The 20,119-nt window shown below is 47.8% G+C and carries 17 protein-coding genes; 5 read left to right on the forward strand and 12 right to left on the reverse strand.

Features of this window, described 5'->3' with window-relative positions; translation table 11 throughout:
* Positions 1-2: 2 nt before the first annotated feature.
* The 5 genes from CTN_RS02015 to CTN_RS02035 form a co-directional block, all read right to left on the reverse strand.
* Complete coding sequence (locus CTN_RS02015) at positions 3-1,058, reverse strand: GntR family transcriptional regulator (protein WP_081434632.1); 1,056 nt, start codon at positions 1,056-1,058, stop codon at positions 3-5.
* Positions 1,059-1,064: 6 nt separating this feature from the next.
* A complete protein-coding gene (ackA, locus tag CTN_RS02020) occupies positions 1,065-2,279 on the reverse strand; it encodes an acetate kinase (RefSeq protein WP_038066864.1) in 1,215 nt (404 codons plus the stop codon).
* 10 nt (positions 2,280-2,289) lie between these two features.
* Positions 2,290-3,231, reverse strand: coding sequence for a class II fructose-1,6-bisphosphate aldolase (gene fba / locus CTN_RS02025; RefSeq protein ID WP_015918907.1), 942 nt, complete (start codon positions 3,229-3,231; stop codon positions 2,290-2,292).
* Between the two features lie 48 nt (positions 3,232-3,279).
* Positions 3,280-5,925 carry a pyruvate, phosphate dikinase gene (gene ppdK / locus CTN_RS02030; RefSeq protein WP_038066611.1) on the reverse strand — a complete coding sequence of 882 codons (2,646 nt, stop codon included), beginning with the start codon at positions 5,923-5,925 and terminating at the stop codon, positions 3,280-3,282.
* A gap of 74 nt (positions 5,926-5,999) precedes the next feature.
* Positions 6,000-7,238 carry a hypothetical protein gene (locus tag CTN_RS02035; RefSeq protein ID WP_038066616.1) on the reverse strand — a complete coding sequence of 413 codons (1,239 nt, stop codon included), beginning with the start codon at positions 7,236-7,238 and terminating at the stop codon, positions 6,000-6,002.
* Between the two features lie 65 nt (positions 7,239-7,303).
* Here CTN_RS02035 and CTN_RS02040 point away from each other — a divergent pair, with 65 nt between their 5' ends.
* Genes CTN_RS02040 through mnmE form a run of 5 tightly spaced genes read left to right on the forward strand, consistent with a single transcriptional unit; the run spans position 7,304 to position 12,392 of the window.
* Entirely contained in the window at positions 7,304-8,149 is an 846-nt protein-coding gene (locus CTN_RS02040) for a methylenetetrahydrofolate reductase (RefSeq protein WP_015918909.1), read from the forward strand.
* The gene (locus CTN_RS02045) at positions 8,136-8,564 is read left to right on the forward strand and encodes a Vitamin B12 dependent methionine synthase, activation region (protein WP_015918911.1); all 429 of its coding nucleotides are present in this window, start codon (positions 8,136-8,138) and stop codon (positions 8,562-8,564) included. Before CTN_RS02040 ends, CTN_RS02045 begins: the two co-directional genes overlap by 14 nt.
* A 34-nt stretch (positions 8,565-8,598) precedes the next feature.
* Positions 8,599-8,745 (forward strand): hypothetical protein, encoded by a 147-nt coding sequence (locus CTN_RS10040; RefSeq protein WP_015918912.1) that lies wholly within the window; start codon positions 8,599-8,601, stop codon positions 8,743-8,745.
* Positions 8,729-11,035, forward strand: coding sequence for a homocysteine S-methyltransferase family protein (locus CTN_RS02050; protein WP_015918913.1), 2,307 nt, complete (start codon positions 8,729-8,731; stop codon positions 11,033-11,035). Before CTN_RS10040 ends, CTN_RS02050 begins: the two co-directional genes overlap by 17 nt.
* A gap of 4 nt (positions 11,036-11,039) precedes the next feature.
* Positions 11,040-12,392: a tRNA uridine-5-carboxymethylaminomethyl(34) synthesis GTPase MnmE gene (gene mnmE / locus CTN_RS02055; RefSeq protein ID WP_038066624.1), complete on the forward strand. Its 1,353-nt coding sequence runs from the start codon at positions 11,040-11,042 to the stop codon at positions 12,390-12,392.
* 24 nt (positions 12,393-12,416) lie between these two features.
* Here the strand turns inward: mnmE and hup are convergent, their stop codons facing one another.
* From hup to CTN_RS02090, 7 genes are all read right to left on the reverse strand, one after another.
* On the reverse strand, positions 12,417-12,689 hold the full coding sequence (gene hup / locus CTN_RS02060; protein ID WP_015918915.1) for a DNA-binding protein HU: 273 nt from the start codon (positions 12,687-12,689) through the stop codon (positions 12,417-12,419).
* A gap of 180 nt (positions 12,690-12,869) precedes the next feature.
* The gene (gene uvrC, locus CTN_RS02065; RefSeq protein WP_038066627.1) at positions 12,870-14,543 is read right to left on the reverse strand and encodes an excinuclease ABC subunit UvrC; all 1,674 of its coding nucleotides are present in this window, start codon (positions 14,541-14,543) and stop codon (positions 12,870-12,872) included.
* A complete protein-coding gene (locus CTN_RS02070) occupies positions 14,500-15,222 on the reverse strand; it encodes a pseudouridine synthase (protein ID WP_015918917.1) in 723 nt (240 codons plus the stop codon). The genes uvrC and CTN_RS02070 overlap by 44 nt, the downstream gene beginning before the upstream one ends.
* Positions 15,219-17,099, reverse strand: a complete 1,881-nt coding sequence (gene mnmG, locus CTN_RS02075; protein WP_015918918.1) for a tRNA uridine-5-carboxymethylaminomethyl(34) synthesis enzyme MnmG — start codon at positions 17,097-17,099, stop codon at positions 15,219-15,221. Before mnmG ends, CTN_RS02070 begins: the two co-directional genes overlap by 4 nt.
* Positions 17,100-17,108: 9 nt before the next feature.
* Complete coding sequence (gene dnaN / locus CTN_RS02080; RefSeq protein ID WP_015918919.1) at positions 17,109-18,209, reverse strand: DNA polymerase III subunit beta; 1,101 nt, start codon at positions 18,207-18,209, stop codon at positions 17,109-17,111.
* Between the two features lie 13 nt (positions 18,210-18,222).
* On the reverse strand, positions 18,223-19,431 hold the full coding sequence (locus CTN_RS02085) for an inorganic phosphate transporter (RefSeq protein WP_015918920.1): 1,209 nt from the start codon (positions 19,429-19,431) through the stop codon (positions 18,223-18,225).
* A 13-nt stretch (positions 19,432-19,444) separates the two neighbouring features.
* The gene (locus CTN_RS02090) at positions 19,445-20,116 is read right to left on the reverse strand and encodes a DUF47 domain-containing protein (RefSeq protein WP_015918921.1); all 672 of its coding nucleotides are present in this window, start codon (positions 20,114-20,116) and stop codon (positions 19,445-19,447) included.
* Between the last annotated feature and the right edge of the window lie 3 nt (positions 20,117-20,119).

Below are 20,119 nucleotides of genomic sequence, written 5' to 3' on the forward strand. Positions count from 1 at the left end.
CCTCATTTTTTTGGATACGTGACGGATTCTCTCATGATGAGCCTTGGCTTGAAAACGTACTTTTCAGGTTTTTCGCCATCGATCATTTTCAAAAGGATTTCCACTGCCTTCTTTCCAACTTCCTCTTTTGGATGCTCGAACGTGGTCAGGATTTCTCTGATGTCACCTATGGGAGCATCGTCGAATCCTATGACAGAGACATCGTCCGGTATCTTCAGTCCCATTCTCCTGGCTGCAAGAAAGAACTGCAAAGCCGTTGCGTCGTTGTAGCAGAAAACGGCTGTGGGACGCTGATCCTTGGGAAGTGAAAGAAGCTCGAATGCACTCTGCATAACAACACCGGTGAACTCGGAAACGTGGAAGGATTTTTCATGGATCTTTTCAAAACCGAGTTCTCGTCCTCGCTTTAAAAACGCCTGAGCTCTGACAACACTGGGAAGGTGTATGGTTTTGTAGAGGACTGCCACGTTTCTGTGGCCGTATTGATAAAAGATCTCTGCGGCCTTTTCTCCACCATACCAGTCGTCTAGAACGACACTTCCCGCACCTTCTATATCCCAGTTGGTGTGGACAAGAACCACCTTCGTTCCCTTCCGTACAATGTCTTCTATGAGATCTCTGTTGGAACGCCTGGTGGCACTGCACACAGGATCTATAATGAGACCATCCACACCGATTTCAAGCCACTCGTTTATGATCTGCCTCTCTTTGTGCGGATCTTCGGATGCGTTTCCAAGAAGCATCTTGTAACCATTGGTGAAAAGAACCTCTTCAGCGCCAAGCGTTATGTACGGAAATATGTAACTCGTGATCTGCTGAACGAGGATTCCAACGACTTTGTTTCTCCTTTCGATGTTCACGAACGTTCCAAGCCCTGGCTTTCTGATGACCAGGTTCTTCACGACCAGTCTTTCGAGGGCCTTTCTCACCGTCTCCCGACTGGCGTTGAACTTTTCCATCAGTTCCTTTTCCGTCGGAAGTTTGTCTCCGTGTTTGTACTTTCCCGATTTTATCTCTTCGATCAAGAACTTCTCTATGATTCTGTACTTTGGAAGAATACAGGATCACCTCTTTCCGAGCCTTTCAACTATTTCTTTCGTATCCCTTGCGATCATGAGTTCTTCGTTCGTGGGAACAACCAGAACCTTCACACGAGAATCTGGTGTTGAGATTATTCCCTCTTTTCCCCTTATGGTCTCCTCGTTCTTTTGTTTGTCGAGTTTCACTCCGAGGAACTCCAGATAGGAACAGACATCTTCTCTTGTTATTGGGGAATTTTCTCCAACACCGGCTGTGAAGACTATGGCATCGACTCCGTTCATCGCCGCAGCGTACGCACCAATGTACTTGGCGATCCTGTAGTCGTATATGTCGAGGATGAGCTTGCACCACTCGTCTCCCTTCAGAGCAGCCTCTTCAATATCTCTCATGTCAGAACTGAAACCCTTCGAAAGACCGTAGACACCACTCTTTTTGTTCAGTATATCGTACATCTCCTGGGGAGAGATCCCCTCTTTCTCCATGATGAAGAAAGGAATGGCTGGATCCAAATCACCAGATCTTGTACCCATGACGAGCCCCTCAAGAGGAGTGAATCCCATGGAAGTGTCGACGCACTTTCCATGTTTCACAGCCGCTATGGAGGCTCCGTTTCCTATGTGACAGGTGATGATCTTGAGTTCTTCCAGTTTTTTCCCGAGGATCTCTGCTGCCCTTTTTGAGACGTACCTGTGGCTTGTTCCGTGGAAACCGTAGCGTCTAACTCCGTACTTCTCATAGTACTCATAGGGAATAGCGTAAAGATAGGCCTTTTGAGGGATCGTCTGATGAAACGCTGTGTCAAAGACTGCAACGTTGGGAACTCCAGGAAGAAGTTTCATGGCTGCCTTTATTCCCATGAGATTTGCCGGGTTGTGAAGCGGAGCAAGCGGAGATACCTCTTCGATTGCTTTGATCACTTCTTCGTTTACAAACACGGATTCTTTGAACTTCTCACCACCGTGGACCACCCTGTGTCCAACGGCATCTATCTCTTTGAGATCTTTTATAACACCGAGGTTCTCATCAACCAGGGTGTTCAGAACGAGTTTCAACGCTTCTTCGTGATCGGGAAGGTCTTTTTCTATCACGTGCTTTTCTTCGTTTACCCTGTGAACGAGCCTGCTACCATCGAGTCCAATTCTTTCGGCGATACCCTTACAGAGGACCCTTTCGCCCTCCATCTCGATGAGCTGGTATTTTATCGACGAACTTCCAGAGTTTATCACGAGTACTTTCATTTCTTTCACCTCACGCCTTTCCACTGGATCCGAAGATTCTGATTCTCTCTTTGACTATCTCTTTCACGTGTTCGAACACGGGTTTGAAGATCTTCCTTGGGTCTATCTGCGACTTGTCTTCGGAGAGTACCTTCCTCAAATAAGCAACAAAGGTGATTCTCAAATCGGTGTCCGTGTTGATCTTGTTGATTCCAAGTTCTATGGCCTTTTTCAACATGTCCTCGGGTACACCTTTTGCTCCGGAAAGTTCTGCTCCGTACTCGTTTGCCAGTTTTACAACATCCTGAGGAACCATGGATGCCCCATGGAGGACAAGAGGAATCTGGGTGTACTCTTTCACTTTCTTGAGTCGTTCAAAGTCAAGTTGCGCTTCTCCCTTGAACTTGAACGCTCCGTGGCTCGTTCCAATGGCGGGAGCAAGGAAGTCCACTTCTGTTTCTTTCACAAAGATCTTTGCCTCTTCGGGATCGACGAGGACGGATTCCTTCTCCACAACGTTGTCTTCTATTCCCTTGAGTTTTCCAAGTTCTGCTTCCACACTGATACCAACGGCATGAGCGATCTCCACAATTTTTTTGGTTTCTCTGAGATTTTCTTCAAACGGCAGGTGAGACGCGTCTATCATCACCGAAGAATAACCGGCCTTTATGGCGGTCATGATTATTCTGAAGTCTCTTCCATGGTCCAGATGGAGAGCCACGGGAACAGAGAGTTTCTCCGCGTAGGTTCTGACCATCTCAACGGCGAGTTTTGCACCGGTTTCTATGTCACCCTTTCCTATGTACTTTATCGCACCTTCGGATGTGGCAACTATGACAGGGGCTTTTTCTTCCTCCGCTGCCTCAAGGATCGCCTGAAGGAATTCCATGTTGTTGAAGTTGAACGCACCGATGGCATAACCTTCCCTGCTGGCCTTATCCAGTATCTCTTTCGTATTCTTCACGTAGGGCATTATCGCACCTCCTTCAAGGTAAAGGCCGGGACAAGCCCGGCCCAATTGTTACTGTTTATTCTTCAGAGCCGCCTGGGCTGCTGCAAGTCTGGCAACGGGTACCCTGTAAGGAGAACAGGAAACGTAATCAAGACCCACTCTGTCGAAGAACAGGATCGATCTTGGATCTCCTCCGTGCTCTCCACAGACTCCGACTTTGAGGTCCGGTCTTGTGCTTCTTCCTTTCTCCGTTCCCATCCTCACCAGTTCTCCCACACCATCGTAATCGAGAGATTTGAACGGATCGTGTTCGAGGATGCCCTTTTCAAGGTACTCCGGCAAGAACTTTCCAACGTCGTCTCGGCTGAATCCGAAGGTCATCTGCGTGAGGTCGTTCGTTCCAAAGCTGAAGAATTCAGCCTCTTCTGCGATCTGATGTGCGGTGACAGCAGCTCTTGGAACTTCGATCATGGTTCCTATCTTGTAGGTGAGATCGACTCCTGCCTCTTTGATCAGCGCATCGGCTGTTTCTTTGATGATCTTCTTCAAGTACCTGATCTCGTTGACGTGTCCCACAAGAGGAATCATGATCTCGGGTATGACATCTATTCCTTCCTCTTTCTTGAGTTCGATGGCCGCTCCGATGATCGCTTTAGTCTGCATCACAGCGATTTCAGGGTACGTGATGGTGAGCCTACATCCTCTGTGTCCAAGCATTGGGTTGAGTTCTCTGAGATTCTCTACGACGTTCTTGAGTTCTTCGAAGGAAACTCCCATCTGTTCTGCGACCTCTCTGATCTGCTCGTCCTCCTGCGGGAGGAACTCGTGAAGAGGAGGATCTATGAGCCTTATTGTGACCGGAAGGCCTTTCATCACCCTGAAGAGTCCCTTGAAATCCTCCTTCTGAAGTGGCAGAAGTTCGTTCAGGGCCTTTTCTCTTTCTTCCTTTGTCTTGGCAAGGATCATTCTTCTCACTTTGGGTATCCTGTCTTTTTCGAAGAACATGTGTTCTGTTCTGCAAAGACCGATTCCTTCAGCACCGAACTTTCTGGCAACCTCAGCGTCCCTTGGAATGTCTGCGTTGGTTCTCACACCGAGTCTTCTGATTTCGTCAGCCCACTGGAGAAGTTCGGCAACTGGTCCTTCGAGTCCCTGTGGTTTTATGGTCGTCACCTTTCCAAGGAGAACCTCTCCGGTCGTTCCATCGATGGAGATCCATTCTCCTTCTTTCACGGTGACATCTCCGACTTTGAAGTACCCTTCCTCTGGATGAACCTCTATGGATTCTGCTCCGACAACGGCGGGCTTACCCATTCCTCTTGCAACAACGGCAGCGTGAGAGGTCATTCCTCCTCTGGAGGTGAGAATTCCCTGTGCTGCTGCCATTCCACCGACGTCTTCGGGGCTTGTTTCCGGTCTTACAAGGATGACGAGTTCTCCGGCTTTTCCGAGTTCTTCCGCTTTCTTGGCATTGAAGACAACCTTACCAGTTGCGGCTCCAGGTGATGCTGGAAGACCCTTTGCAATGACCTTCGCCTGGGCCTTTTCTTTCGGGTCGAAGACAGGGTGAAGCACCTGCTCAACATCCTCTGGCCTGACTCTCAAAATGGCCTCTTCCTTGGTGATGAGTCCTTCATGGACCATATCAACGGCAATTCTTATAGCAGCCTGAGATGTTCTCTTTCCGCTTCTTGTCTGGAGGATGTAGAGCTTGCCTTTTTCGACTGTGAACTCGATGTCCTGCATGTCTCTGTAGTGCTTTTCAAGTTTATCCATTATTTCAAGGAGCTGATTGTAGACTTCGGGCATTCTGTTCTTCAGTTCTTCGAGTTTCAACGGAGTCCTTATACCGGCAACGACGTCTTCACCCTGAGCGTTGGGCAGGAACTCTCCGTAGGGCTTCTTTTCTCCTGTGTTCGGATCCCTTGTGAACGCAACACCTGTTCCGGAATCCTCACCCATGTTTCCAAAAACCATTGCAACGATGTTCACGGCCGTTCCGAGAAGATCTCCTTCTTTGATTCCATGGATTTCCCTGTACTTTATAGCCCTTTCGTTCATCCAGCTACCAAACACAGCATCGATGGCGAGCCAGAGCTGTTTCCAGGGATCCTGCGGGAACTCTTTACCCTCTTCCTTGTAGATCTGCTTGTACCTCTCGACGAGTTTTTTGAGATCCTCCGCGTCGAGTTCTGTGTCGAGTTTTACACCCTTTTCCTTCTTGATTTCTTCGAGGGCTTTTTCGAATTTTTCGTGAGGTATCTTGAGAACGACGTCACCGAACATCTGAAGGAATCGTCTGTAAGCGTCGTAAGCGAACCTTTCGTTGTTGGTCAGCTTGGCGAGTCCCTTCACTGTTTCATCGTTCAACCCGAGGTTGAGAACTGTATCCATCATTCCAGGCATCGAAATGGCCGCACCGGATCTGACGGAAACAAGGAGCGGATTGTTGGGGTCACCGAACTTCTTTCCGGTGACCTCTTCGAGTCTTCTCATTGCTTCTTCAACCTGTTCCTTGAGTTCTTCTGGATAGGTTCTTCCGTGATCGTAGTAGTACTTACAAACCTCTGCGGAGATGGTGAAACCGGGGGGAACGGGTATACCAAGGTTGGTCATTTCAGCAAGGTTGGCACCTTTTCCACCGAGGATATCTTTCATGTCTGCCCGGCCTTCTGCTTTACCGTTTGCGAAGAAGTACACGTATTTCTTGGCCATCTTCTGACTCCCTCCTTTTCTCTTCGTAATCCAAGATCTATTATAAGCACAAAAACTCACGATTAACTTCGGTATCATTTCACGTTAACATAGAGAACCATTTTTCCATCATCGTAGAATCCTCTCACAAGTACGTACGCTTCTTCACCCTCTCCAACGAGTGCCTCCATCACAGCTTTCATATCGAGAAAGAGGAAGAATACGTCCTTTTCGCCAGGGTGCTCACCAGGAGTCTTCGGTGTGAACTGTTCACTCTTCAAAACGACCGTGCCGTTTTCTAAAACAAGACGCAGGTTGTTCTGCAGAATGAATTCTTTTCCTCTCTTTTCGTACTGAACGTTGGCTTCTTTCAAGGCCTCTTCGATGGCTTTGGGATCTTTTATCCTGGCCTTTGCCACAAGTTCAAGAGTGGTGGGTGTCGAGCCTGAAATCAGGTCCATGAGCGACGAAGAGATGTTGGCACTGATAAACATGGGAGTGTCCAGTTTCTTCGAAAGATTCTCCATTGCTTTTCCGAGTTTTTCGTCTGGAAGCTGGACGGGGACTTCCACACTTTCACTGGAGAGGCTGATACCTGCGTTGGAAATCAGATCCATCAAACCGTCGTAATTTGCCGTGTTGAATATGAGCGTCAGTTCACCGTACACGTAGTAGTCCTGTGGAATGTTCCTTGGCTGGCCAACTTCTCTCAGGAAATCTCCGGAGATGTCATCATTGGGAATTATTTCTGTCTCTATGGTAAGATGATCCTCAACCGGTTTTTTCCTGCTCACAATCGTGAACGAATAGTCTTTCACATGAACTCTGGCGTAATTGAAGAAATCGAGACTCTTCAACTCCTCAGGAACACTTCCTCCACCCTTCAAAGCAGCGCTCACCGCTTTGCTCGTACCTATGAAAAGATAACCATCCTTTTCCATCGTGACGACGCTTTCTGCTCCAAAAAGATCGGCCAGAAGGGATTTCACACTGTCTTTCAGAGTCTTTGCCTTGCTGGACGGTCCCAGGATAAAACAGTTGTCTTCGTCGTCGAGCTGTACGTAAAGGAGCTCATGGGAGAGAAGATCGTAGAAATCTGAAGGTTCTATGTTTCTGCTGAGAAGCTGGGATTCCAGAACACCCTGAACCATCATCTCCAGGCCAAGAGTTTCTGTGAGGAATCTTCCGGTAGGAAGGTTTTTGAGTTCACCGTAGAAGTCCGAGAGATTTTTCACATATCGAATCGCCTTGAAATCGGTCGGGACATAGTTTAATATTTGTGAAAAAGAAAGGACAGCGATCAACACCGAAATGAAAACGAGCCACTTTCTCATAATGAGGACCTCCTCCTTGTTTTTCTTCCCAACTTCTATGATAACACAGGAAAGGAGGTAGCAAGTTGAGAAAATCTCTTGAATCAGGAAAGTGTGTGGTTCTGGAGGTTCTGACACCGCGAGGGACGAATCTAAAAAAGTTTCTGGATTTCACTGAAAAAGCCTGGGAAACCGGCATCGACGCGTTCACGGTGACGGACATGCCCATGGGCAGGGTGAGAATGGCACCATGGGCGGTCTCTCATCTGCTTGTGGAGAGTGGAAAGGAGGTTCTCATGCATTTCACAAGGAACACCAGAAACATGATAAGGATACAGTCCGACCTTCTGGGGTGTCACGCCCTCGGAATAGAGAATCTTTTGCTCCTCTCTGGAGACGATCCGTCCCACGGGGATTATCCACAGACAACTTCCGTGAACGACGTGGATATACTGGATCTTATACGACTCACAAAACTTTTGAACGAAGGAACAGATCTTGCGGGAAACAGGATGTATGGGAAGACGAATTTCTTCGTTGGAGGTGCGTTGAATCCATTCAGCGAAAAAGATCTGGAGAGGGCAAAGCAAAAAATAGAGGCTGGAGTGGATTTCCTTGTCACACAACCTCTTTTCCAGAGGGATGTAGCACAAAAGATCAAGGAGAAATTGAGCACGAAAATCCTTGTTTCGATAGCATTCTTCGAAAACGCAAAGCAAATGAATCACTTTTCTGGTGTTCCGGGAATAGAAATACCAAAAGAAATAATCGAGTCAGCAGAAAAGGGCGACGAACATGTGAAGGAGAGAAGCTTCGAGGCTGTTCTGAGGTTCGTCGAGGAAACCAGAAACATCGTCGACGGTTTCTACATAGTGGCCGTCGTAAAGGATCTCGAAAAAATAAGGATGGTGGTGGAGGTTGCCAAAGGTTGAACTGAATCCGGAGGAAATAAAGATTCCAGACAACGTGTTGAAAGCAAAACTTGGATTTGGAAAGGCCAGGGAAATTCCGGAGCATTTCAGAGAATACGTGATGAAGGCTTACGAAGAGTTACTCAAGGTTGCAGAACCTGTTGTTCTGTGGAAAGATTTCGAAACAAAGGGATCCCTTTCTTTCAACGACATAGAGATCACGGGTGATCTGGCAAAGAAGCATCTGTCGGGTAGCAAGATCATCACCGTTTTTCTTGCCACGCTGGGAAAAGAGGTGGATAAGAAAATAGAAGAGTGCTTCAAGAAAGGAAACGATCTTCTTGGCTTTTTCATAGACGGTATCGCATCGGAGATGGGTGGAGTACGCCCTCAGAAAGGTCGACTCCGATCTGAGAACGAAACGATCTCACCTTGAAGGAAGTTTCAGGATATCACCGGGTTATGGGGATTTGCCACTTTCGCTGAACAAAGAGATAGTAAAACTCTTCAAAGACGAAGTGGATGTGGACGTACTCGAAGATTCCTACGTTCTCGTTCCCAGAAAAACCATCACAGCACTCGTGGGATGGAGGGAAAAGAATGAGGAACAGGCGTGAAGTCGCAAAAATGTTGTCGGAAAAGGTGTTGCTCCTGGATGGGGCGTATGGAACGGAGTTCATGAAACTGGGACACGAAGAACTTCCAGAAGAACTCAACATAAAAGCACCTGAGGTGGTTTTTAAGGTCCACAGGACGTACATAGAAAGTGGCTCCGATGCCGTGTTGACAAACACCTTCGGTGCCACAAAAATGAAACTGAGAAAGCACGGACTGGAGAACGAACTGGATTCTATCGTCAGAAACGCAGTGAGGATCGCAAGAAAAGCCGCCGGTGAAAGACTTGTGTTCGGTGACATCGGTCCAACGGGAGAGCTCCCTTTCCCGCTTGGAAACACCCTGTTCGAAGAGTTCTACGAGAATTTCAAAGAAACAGCCAGGATCATGGTGGAAGAAGGTGTGGACGGCATCATTCTGGAGACGTTCTCCGACATTCTGGAACTGAAAGCGGCGGTTCTCGCGGTGAGGGATGTTTCAAAGGATGTGTTCCTCATAGCGCACATGACGTTCGACGAGAATGGAAGAAGTCTCACGGGGACGGATCCGGTGAACTTTGCCCTCACCTTCGATGAATTGGATGTCGATGCCCTGGGTATAAACTGCTCACTCGGACCGGAGGAGATCCTTCCCATCTTTCAAGAACTGTCTCAGTACACCGACAAGTTCCTCGTCGTAGAACCGAACGCCGGAAAGCCCATTCTGGAAAACGGAAAGACGGTTTACCCCCTGAAACCAGAAGACTTTGCAGTTCACATCGATTCCTACTACGAGGCAGGCGTGAACATCTTTGGTGGCTGCTGTGGCACCACTCCAGAACACATAAAGTTGTTCAGAAAGGTGCTCGGAAGCAGAAAACCACTTCCAAGGAAAAAGAAAAAGATCATCGCCGTTTCTTCCCCGTCTAAACTTGTGACGTTCGACCACTTCGTGGTGATAGGGGAGAGAATAAATCCTGCGGGAAGAAAGAAGCTGTGGAAGAAAATGCAGGAAGGAAACCTGGATGTGGTGGCGAACGAGGCAAAGGATCAGGTGGAAAAAGGTGCAGAGGTTCTCGACGTCAACTTCGGCATAGAATCCCAGGTGGATCCATCTTATGTGGAAAAAGTGGTGCAGTCACTTCCCTATACAGCAAGCGTTCCCCTGTCTCTGGATGTGCAGAGTTTAAACCTTGCAGAAAGATCCCTGAGAGTATACCCCGGAAGACCCCTGTTCAATTCATCAAAAGTCACGGAAAAAGATCTCGAAGAGAAGATAAACATGCTGAAAAAATACGGTGGAGTTCTCATTGTTCTTCTCATGGAAAATGACGTTCCAAAGACCTTCGAAGAGAGAAAGAAAAACTTCGAAAAAGCCTTGAAGATCCTGGAAGAACACCGTTTTCTGGACAGAGTGCTGTTCGATCCGGGAGTTTTGCCCCTTGGAGCAGAGGGAAAGCCCACCGAGGTATTGAAGACCATAGAGTACATCTCGAAGATGGATTTCAAAACGACTGTTGGTCTTTCCAATCTCTCCTTTGGGCTGCCCGACAGGAGTTTTTACAACACGGCTTTTCTCGTTCTTGGAATATCAAAGGGATTGAGTTCAGCCATCATGAACCCGCTCGATGAGAACCTGATGAAGACCCTGGACAGCACGCTCGTGATTCTTGAAAAGAAAGATCTTCCAAAAGCCGAGGTAAGAGAAGACAAACTGGTGGAAGCGATACTTTCAGGAAGAAGAGAGGACGTTGAAAAAGAGGTGGAGAACCTCCTGAAAGAGAAAGATCCTCTCTCGATAATAGAGGAACACCTGAGACCGGCCATGGAGAAAATCGGTTTGCTTTACGACAAAGGAAAAATATTCCTTCCTCAACTCATTCTTGCTGCTCAGACTGTAAAACCCGTCTTCGACAAACTGGCATCGATGCTTTCATCCGAAAACCAGGGAGAAACCTTCGTCATAGCGACCGTGAAAGGAGACGTACACGACATAGGAAAGAACATCGTGGCGTCCGTTATCAGGAGTAGCGGTTATCGAGTGGTAGACCTGGGAAAAGACGTCGATACCGAAAGAATAGTGGAAGCGGTAGAAAAAGAAAAACCGGTTGCACTGGGACTTTCTGCCATGATGACGACCACCGTGGGAAGGATCAAGGAAGTCGTTGAAAGCCTTAAGAAGAAGGGATTGAAAGTTCCGGTTATAGCAGGTGGCGCATCTTTGAACGAAAAATTGGCGAAAGAACTTGGAGCCGATTATTACGCAAAGAACGCTTCTGAAGCTGTGAAGATATTGAAGTCTCTTGGGAGATGAGAGTATGGACACGATAGTGGCGGTTGCCACGCCACCCGGAAAGGGAGCGATAGCGATTTTGAGATTGAGTGGCCCTGAAAGCTGGGACATTGTAAGAAAACACTTCAAAACCCGCTCAAACATCGTCCCAAGAAAAGCGATCCATGGCTGGATACGAGAAAACGGAGAAGACATTGATGAAGTGGTAGTGATCTTTTACAGATCTCCAAGGAGTTACACCGGAGAAGACATGGTGGAAGTGATGTGTCATGGTGGGCCATTCGTTGTGAAAAAGCTCCTTGATGTGTTCTTGAGTGCAGGGGCGAGGATGGCAGAGCCAGGTGAGTTCACAAAGAGAGCCTTTCTGAACGGAAAGATGGATCTCACCTCCGCCGAGGCAGTACGGGATCTTATAGAAGCAAAGAGTGAAGCGAGCCTGAAGCTTTCTCTGAAAAATCTGAAAGGTGGCCTGAGACAATTTGTTGAAACACTGAGGGAAGAACTCATAAACGTCCTCGCGGAGATCAGGGTGGAACTGGACTATCCCGATGATGTGGAGACGGATGTGGAAAGTGTCAAAACAAAGATCGAATCGATTCATGAAAGACTGAAAGAAGAACTGAAAAAAGCGGACGCAGGAATCATGCTGAACAGGGGTCTCAGGATGGTGATAGTGGGAAAGCCTAATGTGGGAAAATCCACTCTTCTGAACAGGCTTTTGAAAGAAGACAGAGCGATCGTCACCGACATACCTGGAACCACAAGGGACGTGATAAGCGAAGAGATCGTGATAAAAGGCATTCTGTTCAGAGTTGTGGATACAGCGGGAGTGAGATCCGAAACGAGAGATCTGGTGGAAAGGTTGGGAATAGAAAGGACTTTTCAGGAGATAGAAAAGGCCGATATCGTTCTCTTCGTGCTCGACGCATCATCACCGCTGGACGACGAGGACCGATTGATTCTCGAGAGAATAAAGCACAAAAGATACCTTGTGGTGATAAACAAGGTGGATATTGTCGAGAGAATAGACGAGGAAGAGCTGAAAAGGAAACTCGGAACCGACAGGCACATAGTTAAGATCTCAGCGCTGAAAGGTGAAGGCCTGGAGAAACTGGAAGAAGCCGTCTACAGGGAAACACAGGAAATATTCGAGAAGGGTTCCAGTTCTCTGATAACGAATCTTCGCCAAAAACAGCTGCTTGAAAACGTGAAAAAATCTCTGGAAAGTGCCATCGAATCTTTGAAGAACAAAACACCTATCGATCTGGTATCCATCGATCTAGAGAGGGCACTTCATGTTCTCGACGAAGTCACCGGCAGGAGTTTCAGGGAGGACCTTCTGGACGCGATATTCTCCACCTTCTGCGTGGGAAAATAAAGGGGAAGGGATTCCCCTTCCCCATCACTTGACCTTTTCTTTGAGAGCCTTTCCAGGTCTGAACTTCGGAACTTTCCTTTCGGGAATGGTGATGGGTTTCTTGGTCTGCGGGTTCACGCCTTTTCTGGCGGCTGCCTTTCTCACTTCAAAGCTTCCAAATCCAACCAGCTGGACCTTCTCGCCCTTTGCGAGGGCTTCTGTGATCGTTTCGAGAACAGCATCGAGGATCACTTTCACGTCCTTCTTCTTCGCACCCGCTTTCTTCGCCACCCTGTCAACGAGTTCCTTCTTGTTCATGAAACCCCCTCCTTCCTAGGGTTGTGAAGCGATCTCCTCACTGCTTGTAAATATACCATTTTGTACGAGGGGTTTGCAAGTCTCTACACAAAAGCATTTCGAAGATTTTGAATTCCAGAACCAGCATCAGAAGCGGATTTGGATATCACAAAGAAAAAAATTGGACTTTTTACTAAAAGTTTACAATCTCTCCAGAATTCTCCTTGCCACCTCAGCGCTTCCTATTACTCTTGCTATTTCTTCCACAGAAGCAGAGCGAATGCTCTCTATGGAACCAAAGTGCTCAAGAAGCTTCTTTTTTCTGATAGGACCCACTCCAGGAATCTCGTCCAGAACAGATCTGAGAGACTCTTTTTCCCTTCTTCTTCTGTGGTAGTTGACGGCGAATCTGTGAGTTTCGTCCCTCACCTGAATGAGAAGCCTCAAAACAGGATGATCCTGCGGGAGTACGATATCTTTGTCCTCAGTCACGATGATCTCCTCTTTCTTCGCAAGACCAACAACGGGACATGCTTTTCCCAGATCTTTCAACGCTTCCAGGGCAGCGTTTACCTGTCCCCTTCCACCGTCCACGAACAGAAGGTTCGGAAGAGGATGTTTGCTGTACCGTCTTCTTACAACTTCCCTTATAGCTTCGTAATCGTCGGGCCGTTCCAGATTCAATCTGTACCGTCTGTACTCGCTCTTTTTCGGGAGGCCATCCTCGAACACCACAAGGGAAGCAACGGTGTGTTTGCCCTGAAGATGAGAAACATCGATTCCCTCTATTCTATAGACGAATTCTTTCAGGTTCAACAGTTTCATCAACTCCTTCAGTGCTTCTTTTTTAAGCCCTCTCATACTCAGCTCGGTTTCGAGATTTTTCCTGGCCTTTTCCAGCAGATCCTTTTCCAGCTGAGATCGAGGTTTTCCAACATACTGGAAACCCAGTGAGGTGTAGTCCATTTCTTCCAGGTCGCTTTCCACTACGAGAGAATTTGGCACATCTCCCCTTCCAGACACGTAGTATTCTCTTATGAAGTCGTCCAGGTTTCCTCCTTCCATCTCAAAGGAGATCTTTCCTATCAGATAACCATCCCTTACCCTCAAAACCACGAACAATCCCTGAGCGTGAACTACAACGTCACAGTTGATCTTCTCTTCAAAAGCAACTCCCTGCGACTCCAGAACACTCGAAAGGTTCAAAAGCAGATCCCTGTACTTTGCAGCATTCTCAAAATCCAGCATCCTGCTGTGAAGTTCCATCTTCCTGCGCAGATAATCGAAAACGTCCCGCATGTTTCCAGAGAGGAAGTCTCTCAGTTTCTCTATCGCTTCTTCGTGCTGATCAACGTTACCAGCACACGGTCCAACACACCTTTTCAGATGGAAAAGAAAGCAGGGTCTTTTCACCCTGTTCAGATCGAACTTGCACGTTCTAAAACCCAGTATCCTTTGAAGCGTCTCAAGAAGATCTCGAACAAAACGGACCGTCGTGTAGGGGCCGAAGTAGGTACCATCCTTCAGCCTTCTCTTCACGATTTCCACATAGGGGATGTCATCATTCGATATCCGGATGTAAGGGTAAAACTCCGTGTCTTTCAGTCGAACGTTGTACTTTGGCCTGTATTTTCTTATGAGATTTGCCTCCAGAAGAAGCGCTTCCTTTTCGGTTGTTACCACGATCGTCTCCAGATCGTCCGCCTCTTCCACTATCCTTTCAACCTTCTCCGAGGAGGGATTGAGATAACTTTTCAGTCTGGAAGAGAGCCTCTTTGCCTTTCCTATGTATATGGGAGTCTCACCCTTTTTGAACAGGTAAACTCCCGGATCATCCGGTGCCAGTTCGATCTTCTTTCTGATCGTTTCCTTCAAAGACCTGCCTCACCTCCTCTTCGCTGAGGAACCTGTACTCACCCGGTTTCATCTCCTGGGGAAGTCTGAGTCCACCTATTCTGACTCTCTTCAAATGGATCGTTTTCAAACCAACCGCCGCCATCATTCTTTTCACCTGATGATACTTCCCCTCCGTTATGACGATCTTCACCGTATCATTCGAGATTTTCTCCACGTGTTTTGCCTTTGCAAAGAAACCATCCCTTAAACTCACACCTCTTCTCAGTTTTTCCAGTTTATCCTCCGTTATCTCTCCTTCCACTTTGACCACGTACTCTTTCTCGACCTTCCATCTCGGAGAGATCACCCTGTGGGCGAACTCACCATCGTTGGTCACCAGAAGAAGCCCCTCTGCATCCTTGTCGAGTCTTCCCACAGGGAATATACCCTTTATATCCGGTAAGAATTCCATGATAGTTTCCGAGTGAGGATCTCTGGTGCTTGTAACGTAGCCGGCAGGTTTGTAGAAGAGGATGTAAACTTTTTCGGGAAGATCGATCACCTTTCCATCGACTTTCACCACATCTTTATCCGAGAGTTTGTAAGCGGGATCGAGGACTGTTCTGTCGTTGACGGTTACCCTTCCGTGTTTTATTAACGCCCTTACTTCTTTCCTTGTTCCTATTCCCCTGTTTGAAAGATATCTATCCAGTCTCATTTTTTCCTTCCATCCAGGTAGATGATGAGGTTGGATATATCGGAAGGATTGATGCCCGGGATCCTCATGGCTTGTCCTATCGATCTTGGTCTGATCCTCTTCAATTTGTCCCTTGCCTCGGTGGAGAGGTTTGGAACAACGTCGTAGTCTATGTCTGCAGGTATCTCGTAACTTTCGTACTTTTCGAATATCGCCACCTCTTCAAACATCTTCTGGATGTATCCCTCGTACTTCACGTTGATCTCCACCTGTTCCGCAACCTCTGGATCGTCTATGGGATTCGGATCGAATCTCTTCAGCACCTCGTAACTCAACTCTGGTCGCTTCAAGAGCTGGTAGAGAGAGGTTGCTTCTTTCAGAGGAGTTGTGCCTTCGGCCATCAGAATGTCGTTGATTCTGTCTGAAGGTTTGATCACAACTTTTTTGAGCCTCTCTATTTCTTCCTTGACTCTTCTCTCCAGACTAAGCACCTTTTCGTAGAACCACTTTGGGATCAATCCAACACGATAACCGTGTTTTGCCAGTCTGAGGTGAGCGTTGTCGTGTCTTAAGAGAAGGCGATACTCTGCCCTTGAGGTGAGAAGTCGATAGGGCTCGTCGACACCCCTTGTCACCAGGTCATCTATGAGAACTCCGATGTAGGCTTCCGATCTTTTCAAAATCAGGGGAGGTTCCCCTCTCAACTTCAAGGCGGCGTTTATACCGGCTATTAAGCCCTGCCCGGCCGCTTCTTCGTAGCCGCTCGTTCCGTTCACCTGCCCTGCGAAGAACAGGTTCTCCACGATCTTTGACTCGAGTGTTGGATAGAGTTGCCTTGGATCTATGTAGTCGTACTCTATGGCGTAAGCAGGTCGTGTGATGATGGCGTTTTCTAGTCCCTTCACGCTCCTTATCATCTTTATCTGGGCTTCATACGGGAGGCTCGTACTCAGACCGTTCAGGTAGTACTCTTCCGTGTCTCTGCCCTCTGGTTCAACGAAGACCTGATGGGATTCTTTGTCCCTGAATTTGATCACCTTGTCCTCTATCGATGGACAGTACCTTGGTCCAACACCCTCTATGAGTTTTACCGTTCCGTAGAGTGGCGAAAATTCCAGGTACTGCCTTATTATGTTATGGGTTTCGGGATTTGTTCTGGTCAGCCAGCAGGGATAATCTTTCGGAAGGACTTTTGGCTCGCTGAAGAAAGAAAATGCAAGGGGCTCATCTGACGTGTCCTGCCTCTCCATGACAGAAAAGTTTATGCTGCGCTTCAAGACCCGAGCGGGAGTGCCCGTTTTGAATCTTCCAACCTCAAAACCCAGTTCGATCAGACTCTGCGTGAGTTTTGCGGCCGGAAACTCCCCCATTCTACCTGCAGGAAAAACCGATCGACCTATGAATATCTTTCCCCTCAAGAACGTGCCGGTTGTGATGATAACGGCCTTCCCAAGATAGTCTATCCCGTAGTTGTCAACAACTCCGACGACTTTGCCTTTCTCCACAAGAAGCCTTTCAACGATTCCATGTCTCAAAACAATGTTCGGGTTGGTTTCGAGTTTTCTTTTCATGGTTCTGCTGTACGAGATCTTGTCTATCTGAGCCCTCAGAGCTCTTACAGCCGGTCCTTTGCTCACGTTCAGCATTCGTACGTTGATCATCGTCTCATCGGTGGTTTTGGCCATCTCGCCCCCGAGAGCGTCTATTTCACGAACAACAACACCCTTTGCGGGACCACCTATGGCTGGGTTGCAGGGAGCCCAGCCTACCGTGTCGGGATTCACAGTGAGCACCAGTACCCTGAAACCCATTCGAGCAGAAGCCAGAGCCGCTTCTATACCGGCGTGACCGGCACCCACCACTATGATGTCATAGACTCTATCATCGTCTGGCCTCAAATTCTCACCTCATGCCAATCTTATGGGCATGACAATGTAGATGTAGCCGGAGATATCGAGAGGATTTATCTGACAGGGACTGGTCGAGTCGACAAAGTTCATCTCCAGTTCTTCCGTTTCAATGCGCCTCAGAGCATCCACTATGAACTTCGGATTGAACGCTATGATGAGGTCTTCACCCTCTTTCTGAACCTCCAGCTCATCGATGACTTCACCGTAGTCCGGACTCCTACTCACAAGTCTCATCGTGTTCTCTTCTATCTCAAACTTCACGGATTCGCTTCCCTTGCTGGCGATCACCATCACCCTTTTCAAAGACTCCTGAAGGGACTTCTTCGAAACAACCACCTTCGTTTTGAAGGTCTCGGGTATCACTCTTCTGTAATCGGGGAACTCCGCGTCCACCACTCTCATCACGGTTTCAACATCGTTCGTTGTGAGGGAAACCCTTCGTCCATCGTATCTCACAACCACCGTCGGTTCCGTTGTGTTGTTCAAAACGTTCTGGACTTCCTTCATGCTCTTCAGAGAAAGCAAAAAGTTCGTCTCCTCTTCGTTTTCTATTTGCTCCTCAGCCAGTGCCAATCTGAAACCGTCGCTTGCCACGAGCCTGAGAAAACCTTTGTGAAGCTCCCAGAACACACCGTTCAGGTTTCTCATGAACTCATCTGTCGCCGCCGCAAATATGACTTTCTCAACCATCTCCTCCAGAAGTGATGTGTCGATTTCGAAGGATATTCCAGATTCCGCCGGAGCAATGTCCGGGAATTCATCGGCCGGCATGGTCGTTATCCTGAAAACAGTACTTCCCGACGTGATCACCAGATTGTCTCCTTCGAGGGAAAGCTCGGTGGTCTCATCCGGCAAAACCTTCACAAGTTTTTGAAGAACATCCCCTGGCACTACAAATCGAGCATCCCCAGAAATCTCGGCGCAGTTAACTGACGCCTTAACACCCGTTTCAAGATCTGTGGCACAGATGAAGAAGTTTCCGTTCTTCACCTCGAAGAGAAAGCCAGCAAGAACCGGTTTGACCGATTTCTTTGCGAGTGCCTTTGATGCTATTGTTACCTTGTCCTTCAGTTCCAGTGTGGTGGTCACGATCTTCATCTTTACACCCCCATTAGAATTTTAACACGAGTTTCAAAATAGAATACACACCCGCAGAGGTCGCAGCGACGGTGGGAACGATCAGAAACCAGGAAATAACTATGTTCTTGAGAACACCGACGTTCACAACCTCAAGCCCTCTGGCCAATCCAACACCGGTGACCGCTCCCACGACCACGTGCGTGGTGGAAACAGGAAGACCCAGTGAGGACGCAAGAAGAACCGTCGTTGCGGTTGAAAAGTCAACGGTGAATCCCCTTGAGTTCGTCAGGGTGGTTATCTTCTCACCCACCGTTTCCATGACCTTCTGCCCGAGGAAGAAAACCCCCATGGAGATACCGATTCCACCCAAAGCAAGTGCCAGAAAGGGAATTTCAACGGTTTTGGGGATAACACCCGTTGATGCAACCATCATGACTGCGGCTATTGGACCGGCAGCGTTTGCCACGTCGTTTGCACCGTGCGAAAAAGAAACATAGCAAGAGGTCAGAATCTGAGCACGTTTGAATACATTTTCTACCACATCGTACTCGTTCTTGCTGTTTCGGATCAATCTCTTGACGATCAAATGCAGTGAGATAAAAGTCACTACGGCGAGGACCAATCCCAAGATCAAGGATTCAGACAATGGTTGTTTCAGAGTTTTCCTCACAAAGAGGGATGCCATGGTGAAGATGGCCAGAGATATGAAAAAGGGAACGGCGAAAACAGAGGATCTTTTCGGGTTTTTTGTGTGAAATATGGTGAAAGAGATCAGTTTGAAAACGACAAAGGACAGTGCTCCACCCAGGAGAGGAGAAATGATCCAGGACAGGACTATGAAGAGAAACACCTTCCAGTTTATTCCATCGAAACCCGCTGCTACAATTCCAAATCCCAGCATGCCACCAACTATCGAGTGCGTCGTGGAAACGGGATAGCCCCAGTTTGTGGCGATCAGGATCCACAGAGAAGCCGCTATCAGCGCCGAAAGAGAACCGTACATGAGTTCGACCGGTTGTATCCTTTCGATCTCCACGATTCCCTTCACTATCGTCTGCGAAACATGAGATCCAAACATCACAGCCCCCAGAAACTCAAGGAACATGGCTATCAAAGCAGCTTGCCTTACGGTGATGGCTCTGGCACCCACAGCAGTCGCCATGGAGTTTGCAACATCGTTGGCTCCTATGGAGAACGCCATTATGAATCCGAGAACTCCAGCCACAACGAGTATTAACACGACACTCCCTCCTTTATTTCAAAATTGCAGAGTTTATCCTCTTTGTTATGTCCTTTCCCTGGTCCGCAATCTTCGAGACAAGACGTGCTATCTTGTTCAGAAAGATGAGATCGACCGGATTCATGGAATTCTTCAAAGAGTAGAGTTTCTTTCCAAGATCTCTGGAGATGGTGTCCACCTCTCTTTCCTCCATTGAGACGTCAAACACTTCCCTCCTTTCCTTCTCCTCTTCGATCGGGGAGAAATCCGTTTCTGCCAGAACCTTCAGTTGCTCAACAGCCTCCACCGTTTCTCTGATCGTGCTGAGAACACTGTCAACAAGTTCCAGGAAGCGGTCTTTTACTTCCTCTGGCACATCATCAACTCTGTTCATGTCGAGCATAATGACCACATCTCTCACGATGTCGAGTATTTCGTCCGATTTGTGCACTATGTAGAGGAAATCATCCTTTTCGAAGTAGGAGTATTTGATCTTCTGGTAAATTCTCTTCAGCTTCGCTTTCAACTGGTCAGCATCTCTCTCCAGATCGATGACACGGTTGAGGTGTCCTTCACCGAACTTCTTTTCAAAATAGTCCTGGATAGCATCCTTGAGCAGGACCACCGCTGTTTCTCCACGCCTAGCAAGACCAACGAGCAACTGGATCGGAGATTCTTCAGGTATCATCTTTTCTATGAACCTCATGGC

Origin of the sequence: Thermotoga neapolitana DSM 4359 (genome assembly GCF_000018945.1) — a bacterium.
GTDB lineage: Bacteria > Thermotogota > Thermotogae > Thermotogales > Thermotogaceae > Thermotoga > Thermotoga neapolitana.

What these genes read in the sequence shown, in the direction of transcription:
- mnmE (WP_038066624.1), top strand. Translation starts at nt 11,040, where the DNA reads ATGGACACGATAGTGGCGGTTGCCACGCCACCCGGAAAGGGAGCGATA.
- dnaN (WP_015918919.1), bottom strand. Translation starts at nt 18,209, where the DNA reads ATGAAGATCGTGACCACCACACTGGAACTGAAGGACAAGGTAACAATA.
- CTN_RS02050 (WP_015918913.1), top strand. Translation starts at nt 8,729, where the DNA reads ATGAGGAACAGGCGTGAAGTCGCAAAAATGTTGTCGGAAAAGGTGTTG.
- CTN_RS02070 (WP_015918917.1), bottom strand. Translation starts at nt 15,222, where the DNA reads ATGAGACTGGATAGATATCTTTCAAACAGGGGAATAGGAACAAGGAAA.
- fba (WP_015918907.1), bottom strand. Translation starts at nt 3,231, where the DNA reads ATGCCCTACGTGAAGAATACGAAAGAGATACTGGATAAGGCCAGCAGG.
- ppdK (WP_038066611.1), bottom strand. Translation starts at nt 5,925, where the DNA reads ATGGCCAAGAAATACGTGTACTTCTTCGCAAACGGTAAAGCAGAAGGC.
- CTN_RS02090 (WP_015918921.1), bottom strand. Translation starts at nt 20,116, where the DNA reads ATGAGGTTCATAGAAAAGATGATACCTGAAGAATCTCCGATCCAGTTG.
- CTN_RS02035 (WP_038066616.1), bottom strand. Translation starts at nt 7,238, where the DNA reads ATGAGAAAGTGGCTCGTTTTCATTTCGGTGTTGATCGCTGTCCTTTCT.
- hup (WP_015918915.1), bottom strand. Translation starts at nt 12,689, where the DNA reads ATGAACAAGAAGGAACTCGTTGACAGGGTGGCGAAGAAAGCGGGTGCG.
- ackA (WP_038066864.1), bottom strand. Translation starts at nt 2,279, where the DNA reads ATGAAAGTACTCGTGATAAACTCTGGAAGTTCGTCGATAAAATACCAG.